Source organism: Luminiphilus syltensis NOR5-1B, assembly GCF_000158175.1.
GTDB classification, from domain to species: domain Bacteria; phylum Pseudomonadota; class Gammaproteobacteria; order Pseudomonadales; family Halieaceae; genus Luminiphilus; species Luminiphilus syltensis.
Map to the genome: position 1 here is coordinate 2,579,351 of NZ_DS999411.1, position 13,347 is coordinate 2,592,697.

A 13,347-nucleotide genomic window follows, 5' to 3' on the forward strand; every position below is an offset into this window, starting at 1 on the left:
TGCTAATCCAGGTTAGGCGCGAGCCATCGCGCCAATTCGTCCTGCTCCATTGCTTTGCGAACGGCCAAGGCCTCAAGCTGGTCAGTCCCTATCTTGCCGACGGAAAAGTAGCGCGATGAGGGGTGTGAGAAGTAGAGTCCGCTCACTGAAGCGGTCGGGGTCATGGCGAAGCTCTCGGTGAGTTCGACGCCCATTTTTTCGGACACGTCCAGCAAGTCGAAAATCGTTCCTTTTTCCAGGTGGTCCGGGCAAGCGGGATAACCGGGTGCCGGTCGGATACCTCGGTAACGCTCTCTTATCAGCGCGTCATTACTCAGCGACTCGTCTGGCGCGTAACCCCAATGCTGCTTCCGCACTTCGCGATGCAGCGTTTCCGCAAAGGACTCGGCCAGGCGATCGGCGAGGGACTTGAGCAAGATGGCATTGTAGTCATCGTGTTGTGCCTCGTAGGCCGCAACACGTTCGTCCACCCCATGCCCAACGGTGACGCAAAATGCGCCGATATAGTCATCGGGTCCGTCTTCGGGGGCGATAAAATCGGCGAGGGATAGATTGGGTTCGCCTTCGCGTTTTTGCAGTTGTTGGCGCATTTGGTGCAATCGTGCTATTTCGGTGTTGTCGGAATCACGCACGCTGATGTCATCGTTATCGACCTGACAGGCGGACCAGAACCCAATCGCGCCCTTGGCGGTAAGCCAGTGTTGATCGATGATTTGTTGCAGCATGGTCTGGGCGTCATCGAACAGCTGCCGAGCCTGCTCGCCGACTACCGGATCTTCGAGAATAGCGGGAAATTTACCGTGCAGGTCCCAGGTTATGAAGAAAGGTGTCCAGTCGATCGTGTCCAGTAATTGGGCTATCGGGTAATCGGAGAAGATCCTGGTGCCCGTGAACGCCGGTTTCGGCGGCTGATAGGCTTCCCAGTCGATAGCAAGCCGCCGCTCGCAGGCCGTGGCGTAATCGATCCGTTCACTGCGGCCCTTGCGGTTGGCGACGCGCGTACGAATCTGGTCATATTCTTCCTTGATGGCTTCCCCGAAGGCGGCGTTTTGCGTACCCACCAACTTGCTCGCTACCGCAACGCTGCGGGAGGCATCGGGCACATAAACGACGGTATTGTTCTGGTATTCCGGCTGTATCTTTACCGCGGTATGGGCCTTCGACGTCGTCGCACCGCCGATCATCAAGGGCGTTTGCAAGTTCCGGCGCTGCATTTCACGCGCCACATGACTCATTTCTTCCAGCGACGGGGTGATCAAACCGCTGAGGCCAATAATGTCCACATTCTCTTCTTCAGCCACTCGGAGGATTTCGTCGCAATGCACCATCACACCGAGGTCAATGATTTCAAAATTGTTGCACTGCAGCACAATACCGACAATGTTCTTGCCGATGTCATGCACATCACCCTTAACGGTGGCGAGCAGAATTTTTCCGTTATTGCCCGAGCCGCCGGCCTTTTCCTCTTCAATATAGGGCTGAAGATAAGCCACTGCCTGTTTCATCACTCGCGCGGACTTGACAACCTGCGGCAGGAACATTTTACCCTCCCCGAAAAGGTCGCCGACCGTGTTCATCCCGTCCATAAGTGGCCCTTCGATAACTTCAATGGGCTTGTTGGCGCGCTGTCGCGCTTCCTCAGTATCCTCCTCGATCCAGTTGGTGATGCCTTTTAGAAGCGCGTATTCAAGGCGCTTCTCCACCTCCTGTTCGCGCCAGGTAAGATCCTCATTACGACGCGCTTCACCACCGGCAGAACGATAGGATTCGGCGATATCGAGCAGTCGCTCGGTGGCGTCGTCGCGACGGTTCAACACCAGATCCAGCACCGCTTCGCGTAACTCGTCAGGGAGGTCGTCATACACGGCCAGTTGACCGGCATTGACGATACCCATGTCGAGACCGGCTTTGATCGAATGGTAGAGAAAGACCGAGTGGATGGCCTCACGAACCGCATTGTTGCCGCGGAAGGAGAAGGACACGTTGGAGACGCCTCCCGAAACGCGCGCGCCAGGCAAATCCTGTTTGATAAAGCGAGTCGCTTCTATGAAGTCCAGGGCATAGTCATTGTGAGCTTCGATCCCGGTACCCACTGCAAAAATATTGGGGTCGAAAATAATGTCGCAGGGGTTGAAATCGAGGCGCTCGATCAGGAGATCGTAACTCCGCCGACAGATGTGCTGTCGGCGCTCCAGCGTATCGGCCTGACCCTCCTCATCAAAGGCCATCACGACCACGGCAGCCCCATAACGCTGGCAAAGCCGCGCTTGCTCGAGGAACTCCGCTTCACCCGACTTCAGGCTGATGGAGTTGACCACCGCTTTGCCCTGAACGCACTTGAGCCCCGCTTCAATGACCTCCCATTTTGAAGAATCGATCATGAAAGGGACTTTGGCGATCTCCGGTTCGGCGGCGGCCATTCGCAGGAATTGGATCATGGCGGCTTTCGAGTCGAGCATGCCCTCGTCCATATTGACATCGATAATCTGGGCGCCGTCCTCAACCTGGGTCCGCGCCACATCGAGGGCAGTATCAAAATCGTTGTCCAGTATCAGTCGCTTGAACTTGGCCGAACCGGTGACATTGCAACGCTCGCCCACATTGACAAAGTTTTTGCCGGCGAACTCGAAGGGCTCAAGCCCGCTAAGGCGAGTGTCAGGCAGCGGCTCGGGTATTGAGCGCGGCGCGACCCCCTCAACCGCGTCGGCGATGGCTCGAATATGTTCCGGGGTGGTGCCGCAGCAGCCCCCGGCAAGATTGAGGAATCCGCGTTCAGCAAAGCCCTTGAAGTCGCTGTGCATATCCTCGGGGGTTTCGTCGTACTCGCCGAAGGCATTGGGTAGACCGGCATTCAGGTGTGCGCTGAAATAGCAGGGGGCGACATTAGCGAGTGACTCCAGAAAGGGCTGGACCTCCGTGAAGCGTCGGCCACAGTTTGAGCCGACCACCAGCGGTTTCGCATGGGCGATCGAGTGCCAAAAGGCCTCTCCGGTCTGTCCTGAAAGCAAACGACCGCTGGTATCCGGAAAAGTGACCGACAGCATCAGTGGCAGAACCACCCCTCTATTTTCCATCGCGGCCTCGATGGCAAATATGGCCGCTTTGGCGTTAAGGGTGTCGAAAATAGTCTCGACCATGAGCAGATCAACACCGCCATCGATCAGTGTTTCCGCCGCAGACTGATAGTCGTCAACCAGCTGCTCAAAGGTGATGTTACGGGCGCCAGGGTCGTTGACATCCGGGGAGATCGAGGCCGTTCTCGGGGTTGGCCCCAGCACTCCTGCGACATAGCGTGGTTTGTCGGGCGTTTTTTTGCTGGCCACGTCGGCGGCGCTTCGGGCAAGCTGCGCGCCAGCGAGGTTGATTTCGTCAACGAGATCCTCCAGCCCGTAATCACTTTGTGCTATCCGAGTGCCGTTAAAGGTGTTGGTTTCTATAATGTCGGCGCCGGCATCCAGATAAGAGCGATGAACCTCGCTCACAATGTCGGGTTGTGTGAGGTTGAGCAGGTCATTGTTGCCCTTGAATTCACCGGCCCTCTCGGCGAGGCGCGAACCCCGATAATCGGCTTCGTCGAGCGCGTACTTTTGCAGGGCGGTGCCCGTTGCGCCATCGAGAATTACAATGCGCTCTTCTAGTGATTTCAAGAGAGTTTGAATTCGGGGAGAGGTAAAGCGTGGCATCGGAGATTCCGGTCAAAATTTCAGGGCCGGTAATATATCAAAATATTTTGATTAATGCCTGCCTCTTGATTTTGCTACCCTTAGTCCCACTTTAAATAAGACCCCAACTTCTGGAGCCGCTAATGATCACCATCACAGAGTCAGCGCAGGTTTACCTTGCGGAATTGTTGTCGAAGCAGGACGACGCACTCGGTGTGCGCGTGTTTATTAATGATCCAGGAACACCGAGAGCGGAAACCTGCATCGCTTACTGTCGTGACGGTGACACGGAGGACGGTGATGTTGAGCAGGACTTTGGTCCGCTCAAGGCGTGGTTCGAGCAGCGCTCAGTCCCGTTTCTGGAGGATGCCCTGGTGGACTACGCCGAGGATCGAATGGGGGGGCAGCTGACCATCAAGGCGCCAAACGCCAAAATGCCGCGAGTGGACCCCGACAGCCCGATCGAGGACCGAATCAATTACATTCTTTACAATGAGGTAAATCCTTCGCTGGCCGCCCATGGCGGCGAGGTGTCATTGGTGGAGGTTACCGACGAAAAGTACGCGATTCTGCGATTCGGGGGCGGCTGTCAGGGCTGCTCGGCGGTTGATGTGACTCTTAAAGACGGCGTGGAGAAAACGCTGGTCGAACAGTTGCCCGAGTTAACCGGTGTTCGGGATGCGACCGACCACAGTGACAGGAGCCAGGCCTACTACTAGCGATCCCGGCTATGGTAGCGCTCGATTCGCTCAGGTAGCACCGGGCGAAGTGATTCGGCCAATTTTAGTAAGAGTGTTTCAGTGGTTTGCCAGTCGATACAGCCATCGGTGACCGATACGCCGTATTCAAGATCCTCGAGATTATCGGGAATTTTTTGATTGCCGGCGTTCAGGTGACTTTCGAGCATGATGCCGATAATGGAATCGTTGCCATCACAGATCTGGTGGCACACATTTTCGGCCACCAGAGGCTGTAATTCCGGATTTTTTTCGGAGTTGGCGTGGCTGCAGTCGACCATAATACTTTTCGGGAGTTGCGCTTTTTCCAGGGCTTGCTCACACAGGGTGGTGTGCACGCTATCGTAGTTGGGGCCCCGGGTACCACCGCGCAAGACCATGTGGCTATACCGATTACCGCGAGTCTCGAAAACGGAAACTTTACCCTCACTGTTGATGCCGAGAAACCGGTGGGGATTACAGACCGATTGCATGGCATTAATGGCCACATCCAGTCCACCATCGGTTCCATTTTTGAAACCCACCGCCGAGGATAGCCCACTGGCCATCTCCCGGTGGGTTTGTGATTCGGTGGTCCGCGCACCAATGGCGCTCCAGCTGATGAGGTCCTGCATGTATTGTGGCGTTATCGGGTCCAAAGCCTCAGTAGCGGTCGGCAGCCCCTGATCAAGGATATCCCTGAGTAACGTTCGGCCGAGGCTCAAGCCCGCTTCGATATCGAATGAATCATCCATGTGCGGGTCGTTAATCAGGCCCTTCCAACCCACTGTAGTTCTGGGCTTTTCGAAGTAGACGCGCATGACGACATACAGCGAGTCTTGCACGTGTTCAGCGAGCTGCTTCAGGCGCTGAGCGTACTCCATCGCCGCGTTGGGATCATGAATGGAGCAGGGGCCTACCACAATCATCAGACGGTGATCCTCGCGATCGAGTATTCGCTCAATCGTGCGACGCGACTCAGCGACAAAATCAAACGTCGAGTCGGCAATGGGAACTGAGGCGCGCAATTCGCTGGGCGCCTTGAGAACGCGTTGCGCCGCGACGTTGACATTGTGGATTCTGGAGATGTCCATGCTAAGTTATTCCGTGATTGATTCATTGGGGTCGCGGAGTCTACCCCGAGTCGCCTCCGGCGTCATGTGGTAGCGGGGCACGTCCGCTGCGGTGTTGGTTCAGAGTAAACAGGGGTTTGGCGTGGACGCGCGGCAACATACATTCGTTGATATTGATCCCATCTTAAGCACGCTTGAGAAGGGCGGCATCGTGTTGACCCCGACCCGGCGTCTGGCTCGTCTGACGATTTCTGAGTGGGCCGCCATTGTTCACAATAATGGTGTTAAGGCGTTGCCACGGCCTGCGGTATATCCGGTAGAGGCGTGGTTGACCGAGCGCTGGAGGGGCCTCGTAGAGACGGGCAGATGCGCTCCGAGGCGTTTGCTTACGGCTCTTGAAGAACGCCTGCTCTGGCAGGAAGTGATCGAACGCGATATGGCGGCGACGGGTTTCAGCCTGCTGCAACCGACTGCGGCGGCCTCAGAGGCCATGCGTTGTCGCGATGTACTGCTGCGCCATGAGGTTCCGGTGGACGATTTTTCGGTGCGCCGGCTTTTCGGCTGGGATAGCGATTGCCAGCGATTTCTGACGTGGCTCGAGCACTTTGACACGGCGCTAATCCAATCCCACCTGGCGACCCAGGCGGATTGCTTGAGGGCCTGTGCGGACGTCGGATCGAGCGAGTCAAATCCCGGCGAGACGGTAGACCTGTTTCATTGTTATGACCTGCAACCGCTTGTCATCGCAGCGCTCGACAGGCAGGTCCAGGCGCGCTCGATAAGCCCAACGGAACAGCCTGAGACCGCACTGCCGCCCTTGACGACCTTTCCAACACGGCAGGCTGAGCTTGCAGAGGTCGCACGATGGGCGGCAGATCGACATCGCGCGGGGAAGGGCACAACCGTGATTGTACTGGCCGACATGGCCAGCGACCGTGCGCTGCTCGAATACGCGTTGCGTGCTGAGTTTGATTGCCTCGATGCGCGCTACAACGAACTGCCAGTGAACTTTTCGCTGGGCATGCCACTGTCGGCGACGCCAATGTACCGGTCCCTGCTTTGCGCGCTGCGTTTGATGTTGACATCGGTGGATAGAAGCGATCTGCTATTTCTGTTTACTTCGCCGTTTCTACCGTTGGCCTGCCGTTCCGAGGAGAGTCCGCAACTACTGGTTATTCAGCAGTTATTTGCCCTGGGTAAGCCAAATCTGGAATGCACCGATATTCGCCATTATCTGGCGAAACACGATCCCACGTCTCCATTGATCAGTATCATCGACCGTCAACGCGAGGAGCTTCGCGGCCGGGTGCAGCTAGGACTGGGTGAATGGCATTCGCTCTTTCGAAGAATGCTCGAGCATTGGGGCTGGCCTGCTCGCGACGGTCTGGATTCACTCGAATTTCAGCAATTTGACCGTCTCGACAACGTATTTGATGACTTCGAATCTCTGGCCTCGGTGCGCCCCGAAGTCGCTCTTTCTGAAGCGTTAAACTTGCTGGAGTCGGTTTTGAATGACACCGTGTTTCAGCCCAAGACCGAGGCGACTGCCATTCAGGTTTTGGGTCCCAGAGAGGCGACCGGTTTAACATTCGATGCCTTCTGGTTCTGTGGTGCTCGATCAACGGCAGTACCCGGGGTGCCAAGGCTGCTCGGCTTTATTCCGGCAGCGCTGCAGAATCAATATCACTTTCCGACAGCGGACTACGCCTCCATGTTGCAAAAATCAGAGGTGACGCTTCAGGGTTTTCGCGCTGCATCGATCGAGTTTTATGCCAGTTGGTATCAGTTCGAGGATGGGGTTGAGCAATATCCGAGTCCTGTATTCCCTTCTTGTTCGACGCCCCAGGATATCCCTGACTATTGGTTGCTTCGGACCTCGGCGCAACGCGCTGAGATTCCAATCGACATACTTGAGGATGATTACGGAATACCCATAGACGCAGAGGACGGGACGTCAGTCGGAGGTTCGGCGATTCTGCGTGAACAGGCGGAATGCCCGTTCAAGGCCTGGGTTCGGCGCCGCATAGCGGTTTCCGCGCCTGAGCCAGAGCAGTTGGGTTTGTCACCCATAGAGCGTGGAAACCTTCTGCATGCCGTCCTGTATGAGGTTTGGGGCCGCATTATCAACCGCGATCAACTGCTGGCGCTTTCAATGGATGGCCTGGAAAATCTGGTACGTGGGGTGCTGGATCAAATTTTTGGCGAGCACATTCATCAGGACGTACGCCGGCGTGTCGGCGCGGCCTGTCTGGAACTCGAGGCCCTTTGCACCTATCGAGTAGTGCTTGATTGGCTGTTATTGGAGCGCTCGAGAAACGGCGATTTTCAGGTGGTTTCTCGGGAGGATTCCCGACGACTCGATTTGGGTGGCCTAACGTTCTCGTTGCGGGTTGATCGGATTGATCGGCTGGCCTCGGGTGAAATGCTCATGATCGACTATAAGTCGGGGGGAGTGGGCTCGGCGAGTTACTGGTTTGGAGAGCGGCCGAGCGATCCGCAGTTGCCCGCTTATGCACTTTCTCAGGATCGCGTTCAGGGTATTGCCTGGGCCCGACTGAAAGCCGGCGACCTTAAGTTTATTGCGTTGGGCGGGGAATTAGGACTGAACGCGGAAAAGCCGCTATCGAAGCAGCTCGCCGCTCTGGGCCTGCCGCCTGAAACCACATGGAGCCAAGTTCTCGAGGGTTGGCGAGATGCGCTGACGAATCTTGCCGCTGAGTTTGGGGAAGGTTATGCGGCGGTCGATCCACAACCTCGGGCCTGCGATTTCTGCGACCTGCAGGGGGTGTGCAGGATTCGCCAGCCGCCGCTGTCGGAGATGCCCTCGTGAGTGATCAGTTAATCCGGGAGCAGGCGATTGATCCGGATAGGAGTGTTTGTGTGACGGCCCCTGCGGGGTCGGGTAAGACCGCCTTGTTGACCCAGCGCTTTATGGCGTTGATGCCCCGGGTGGCAAAGCTCGAGCAAATACTGGCACTTACCTTTACCCGAAAGGCGGCGGCAGAGATGCGTGCGCGAATCCTCAGTGAACTCGACGCGGCGCGTGATAACAGGCCTGTTAATGATGATTTTGAGCGGCAAAGTCGACAGTTGGCATCGACTGCGCTGGATCATGCCACCAGCATGGGTTGGTCACTGCAAGCGGACGGGTTCAATATTCGGACCATCGATAGCTTCTGCGCTTACCTGACTCGCCACATGCCCATACTGAGTGAGTCGGGCGGGCTTATGCAGACTGCCGATGATGCCAGGCCGCTTTATGAAGAGGCGGTGAGAGCACTATTTCAGTCGGTGGGGGAGCCCAATCCAACCGGGGAGGCGCTGGCGGCTCTGCTGCTGGCCTACCATAATAACTGGGCTCGCTTGAGTGAGATGCTGGTTGAGTTATTGGGCAGGAGAGGTGATTGGGCCGGTCTTCTGGGTCATCATAATAATCCACAGGCGGCCGAGCAGGCGGTTAACCGCGCTGTCGCAGAGCTCGTATCGACCCAGCTCGCAAAGGTGGGCAAACAGATCGCCCGTTATTCCGACTTTCAGGAGCTGTGCGAGGGTGCGGCGGGCCGGCTCAGAACGCGTCACGATTCCCATCAGGCCACGGCTCGAACCCTGAAGCCGCCGGCTCACGCTCCACTCGAACTTAGCGCCGATCCCGAGCACCTTGAACAGTGGCGGTTCGTCGCCTCTCTGGTGCTCACGGGCGGTGACCAGGTACGCAAGGGCGGCGGTGTGACGGTTGACATTGGCTTTTCCGCGGAATCGGATGAAGCAAAGCGTCTTAAGCAGCGCTTTGTCGCTATCCTCGACGCCGTACGCGCTGATGATTCGCTGCGTCGCGAGTGGGTAGAACTGCGGCGTCTACCCAGTATGGATGCCAGTGCCGAGGGGTGGCAGTTGGTGCTCCACCTGTCGCACTTACTGCCGGTGCTACAGGCTCACTTACTGCTGGTTTTCCGTCAGAGGTCCCAGGTTGATCATGCCCATGTTGCCCTTGCGGCGGAAATGGCCCTCGGTGATGAGGAGGCGCCTACCGATCTCGCATTGCGGCTCGACTACCAGCTTGAGCATATTCTCGTTGACGAGTTTCAGGATACGTCGTTGCCACAGTTTCGACTGCTCGAGCGGCTTACCCGCGGCTGGCAAGAGCACAATTCCGGTGCGGCTATACCCCGGACCCTTTTCATCGTCGGAGACGGAATGCAGTCCATTTACGGCTTCCGTGACGCCAACGTAGAACTTTTTCTCCGGGCAAGAACACGGGGCATTAGCGATATTCCCCTGGTGCCGCTTTATCTGTCACGGAATTTTCGTTCGCAGGCGGGTATTGTCGACTGGGTCAACGCCACGTTCTCGCGACTCTTTCCCGAGCAAGAGGATTCCGTAAAAGGAGGTGTCGTACACAGTCCGGCAGAAGCCACGCGCGAAAAGACGTCGGGAGCTGCGGTCTCGGTAGCACTGTTTCCGAAGCAGCGTGGCGCCGTTGAAGCCTCATTTATTGCCGAACAGATCGCCGATATACAAGCCCATGAGCCGACCGCGAGTATTGCCATACTCGGGCGTACCCGATCGAATCTGCAGCCGGTTATTCACGCGCTGAAAGCCCGCGGCCTACCCTTCACCGGGAGAGATCTGGATCCGCTGGACGAGTCCGTGGTGATTACGGATTTGATGTCGCTGTGTCGCTGGCTCGCCAATCCAGCAGACAGCGTCGCGGCACTCGGCTTGCTGCGAGCTCCCTTTTGCGGCCTTCGACTTGCGGACCTGCAGACCTTATTGGAGGGCGTTGCCAGACCGCTGCCCCTGCTTGCCGTGCTCGACGCCGCCCCCGCAAGGCTGCACGCCGCTGAGGCCGCCCGTGCAACACATCTGCGAACCACTCTGTCTTGGGCTAGAGAGAAGCGCGGTCGTTTAGCATTGGATATTTGGATCGAACAAATCTGGCAGCGTCTGGCGATGTCTGCGGTTACGCCAGTGGATCGTCTGATTGAGGCGCGAGCCTTTTTTGATCTGCTGCGCGAGGCCGAGCGACAGGGTGTCGGTTTGGATATTGCATGGCTGGAGTACGAAGTGGCTCGACTGTACGCGCCGCAAGGCGCGCAGCAAACGAGTATCGAATTAATGACCCTGCATAAGGCCAAGGGTCTGGAGTTCGATTATGTGTTCATTCCGCGGCTTGATCGACCATCGCGCGCGGATACGCGGCAACTTTTAAGCTGGAATTTGCACCAGGGGCCTGAGGGTCCGGAGGTGTTGATCGCCGCTGACGATAGCAGCGAAAACGGCGACCCGACGCTGTATCAGTATCTGGTGTGGTTGCAGCGACAACGAACCGAGGCGGAAATTCGTCGCTTGCTCTACGTCGGTATTACCCGTGGCCGTCGTCGTGTCTGGTTGAGCGGTGAGGTTGAATCCGAGGGTCAGGAATACCGGATGCCCGGCGAGAAATCGCTGTTGGGCATGGTAATTTCCGCCACCGATGAAGTCGTTGATTTCAGCACTGGGCCGGGTAGCACCGAACCGATCGAACCCTCGCCCGCGGTTTTCATGCGATTGAAGTCGGTACCGAGAGGCCGCGAGGTCGACTCTGTCAACGCCGGTCTCTCTAATGCCAATCGTCCCGAGATTCTTGCGGTTAACGATAACCGCGTTGATCGCGCGGTGGGTACAGCCATGCACAGGGGGCTGGAGCTTGTCGCCAGATATCCGGAGCTGCCTGCACAATGCACTGCACAGCTCAGCACCGCGATACGCTACAGCCTGCTGCAATCCGGATTAGTTGGTGACATCGAGGCCGCACAGCAACGGGTTGAATGGTTGCTCAATCAAGCGCTTGGCGATGCCACCGGGCGCTGGATTCTTGCACAGCACGAGGAGGCGCACTGCGAATTGGCGATTGTCTCCGGGTCGGGCGAGTTCGGGGAAAGCGTGATTGATCGTACCTTCGTGGACAGGGCGACCGGGGAGCGATGGATTATCGATTACAAAACCAGCGGACCCGGGGAGGGGCAAAGCGTAGAGTCTTTTTATTCATATTTATCAGCACGATACAAGGATCAGCTAAAGCGTTATGCCAATATTATGGAGGCGTTGACCGCGTCTCCAATGCCGGTTCGATGCGGGCTGTACTGTCCCGCCGTGCCGGCGATAATAGAGGTAGATGTGACGTGCTAATGTCAAGCTGGCAGGCGGTGGGGCTTTTCGGCTAGGCTTGCTGCAATCGATGTGTGGGGTGGTGGTTTGTCAAAACGTAAGACGTTGAAGAAACTGGAGAAAATGCTGGAGACTGCGACCTCTTATACGGAGTGGCGGGATGCGGCGATTGCTACCGATGAACTGTCGGGTATGGCGGCCTGGCGTAAAGAGGAGCACACGGATCTTTACGACTATGCCCAGATCCGGCTGCGCTTGGACCGGTTGCGAAATCTGCGGGCGAGAAAGGACTGGCATGGGCTGTTGTATGCGCTCAATGAAGGTATCCATGGCAACATGGGGGGTATGGGCAAAAGCATTCTTCATCGGCGCGCCCGGTTTGGCACCAAGAAACTGATCGAGGACTACATCTCCGCGATAGATGAATCGCTGCGCATTATCGCCGATCTGCCCGATAGCGTTATTCCTGCACAGCAAAAGAGCGATTTTTTTTATCGCTGCAATATTTGCTTTGGCCGTTCGGCATTGATGCTCAGCGGTGGCGGCGCGCTCGGTTTTCTTCATCTTGGCGTTGTGAATACGCTGCTCGAACAGGGCCTGTTGCCCCGCGTTATCTCCGGGTCGAGCGCCGGATCGATTGTGGCCGGGTTACTGGCATGCCACACCGATGAGGAGATGGGGCGATTCCGGGATGGGAAACTGGTTCATTTGGAGGCCCGCAGCGAAGCGGGATTGTTCCGTCGCCTGTTCCTCGGTGCAGGCCCCAGACTGACGACTGACGACGTCGAGGCTATTATTGCTCGTCTGGTTCCGGACCTCACCTTCGAGGAGGCTTATGCCAAAACCGGACGGCAGGTGAGTATCACGGTAGCTCCGGCGGAGCCCCATCAGCGTTCGCGCTTATTAAACGCAGTCACCTCGCCGAGCGTGTATATTCGTTCGGCCATTCTGGCTTCCTGTGCAGTGCCGGGGGTCTTTTCTCCGGTAATGCTGATGGCCAAGAATATGTACGGTGAGCCACAGCCCTACCTTCCTGGCCGTCGCTGGATCGATGGCTCGGTCGCCGACGATCTTCCCGCCAAGCGGTTGTCACGCCTTTTTTCGACCAATCACTACATTGTCAGCATGGTAAACCCTGTCGCTACCGCTTTTATCCGGGGTGACGGCGACCGAAATCCACTCACCAAGGCGGCGGGGACCCTGGGCGTTGGTATGGGTCGGGAAGTGCTGAACTTCTATCGGGATATCGCCCAGCGCCAGGGAGATAACTGGCCCCGATTCAACATGATGCTGCACGGTATTCACGCCATGCTGGATCAGGAATACAGCGGGGATATCAATATTGTTCCCAGTCTGCGCATGGCGAATCCAGTCCGCTTACTGTCGCACCTGACCGAGAAAGAGCTGGTCGCTTTGATTGCGGAGGGGGAGCGCTCCTGCTACCCCAGGGTTGAGGCTATCCGATGCTGCACGATGATCTCGAGAACGCTGGAGGAGATTCTCTATCGTTTCGAGTACGGCGATCTTCGGCCCGATCCAAAGAAATACCGCCGACCCCGCAGTGGGCGTCGCCGCCCGGCACCGACAGCCGCGCAGCTCAGATTGCTCAACGAAGAGGAGTCAGGACAGTCGGGCCCGCAAAGTAAGAAGAAAGCGCCTCAGCGCAAAAAGCGCGCAACGACCCGTGTCAAATCGGCAAAAAAACGGACTGAGAGTAAGCCGGAGAAGACGTCCGCGTAAGCAGATTCG

6 protein-coding genes are annotated in these 13,347 nt (G+C 57.1%); 4 read left to right on the plus strand and 2 right to left on the minus strand.

Features of this window, described 5'->3' with window-relative positions; genetic code table 11:
• Nucleotides 1–2 precede the first annotated feature (2 nt).
• Entirely contained in the window at nucleotides 3–3,683 is a 3,681-nt protein-coding gene (gene metH / locus NOR51B_RS11690; protein WP_040482078.1) for a methionine synthase, read from the minus strand.
• Between the two features lie 122 nt (nucleotides 3,684–3,805).
• Between metH and nfuA the strand changes: the two genes are divergently transcribed.
• Nucleotides 3,806–4,381: a Fe-S biogenesis protein NfuA gene (gene nfuA, locus NOR51B_RS11695; protein ID WP_009020285.1), complete on the plus strand. Its 576-nt coding sequence runs from the start codon at nucleotides 3,806–3,808 to the stop codon at nucleotides 4,379–4,381.
• Here nfuA and NOR51B_RS11700 read toward each other — a convergent pair.
• Nucleotides 4,378–5,472, minus strand: a complete 1,095-nt coding sequence (locus tag NOR51B_RS11700) for a 3-deoxy-7-phosphoheptulonate synthase (protein ID WP_009020946.1) — start codon at nucleotides 5,470–5,472, stop codon at nucleotides 4,378–4,380. The genes nfuA and NOR51B_RS11700 overlap by 4 nt on opposite strands.
• Before the next feature lie 121 nt (nucleotides 5,473–5,593).
• On the opposite strand from NOR51B_RS11700, the gene NOR51B_RS11705 reads away from it, so the two are divergent.
• The 3 genes from NOR51B_RS11705 (at nucleotide 5,594) to NOR51B_RS11715 (ending at nucleotide 13,338) form a co-directional block, all read left to right on the plus strand.
• Complete coding sequence (locus tag NOR51B_RS11705; protein WP_040482079.1) at nucleotides 5,594–8,281, plus strand: PD-(D/E)XK nuclease family protein; 2,688 nt, start codon at nucleotides 5,594–5,596, stop codon at nucleotides 8,279–8,281.
• Nucleotides 8,278–11,619 (plus strand): UvrD-helicase domain-containing protein, encoded by a 3,342-nt coding sequence (locus NOR51B_RS11710; protein WP_009018952.1) that lies wholly within the window; start codon nucleotides 8,278–8,280, stop codon nucleotides 11,617–11,619. Before NOR51B_RS11705 ends, NOR51B_RS11710 begins: the two co-directional genes overlap by 4 nt.
• Before the next feature lie 66 nt (nucleotides 11,620–11,685).
• Nucleotides 11,686–13,338 carry a DUF3336 domain-containing protein gene (locus NOR51B_RS11715; protein ID WP_040482585.1) on the plus strand — a complete coding sequence of 551 codons (1,653 nt, stop codon included), beginning with the start codon at nucleotides 11,686–11,688 and terminating at the stop codon, nucleotides 13,336–13,338.
• The last annotated feature ends 9 nt before the right edge of the window (nucleotides 13,339–13,347 follow it).

What these genes read in the sequence shown, in the direction of transcription:
- NOR51B_RS11700 (WP_009020946.1), bottom strand. Translation starts at nt 5,472, where the DNA reads ATGGACATCTCCAGAATCCACAATGTCAACGTCGCGGCGCAACGCGTT.
- nfuA (WP_009020285.1), top strand. Translation starts at nt 3,806, where the DNA reads ATGATCACCATCACAGAGTCAGCGCAGGTTTACCTTGCGGAATTGTTG.
- metH (WP_040482078.1), bottom strand. Translation starts at nt 3,683, where the DNA reads ATGCCACGCTTTACCTCTCCCCGAATTCAAACTCTCTTGAAATCACTA.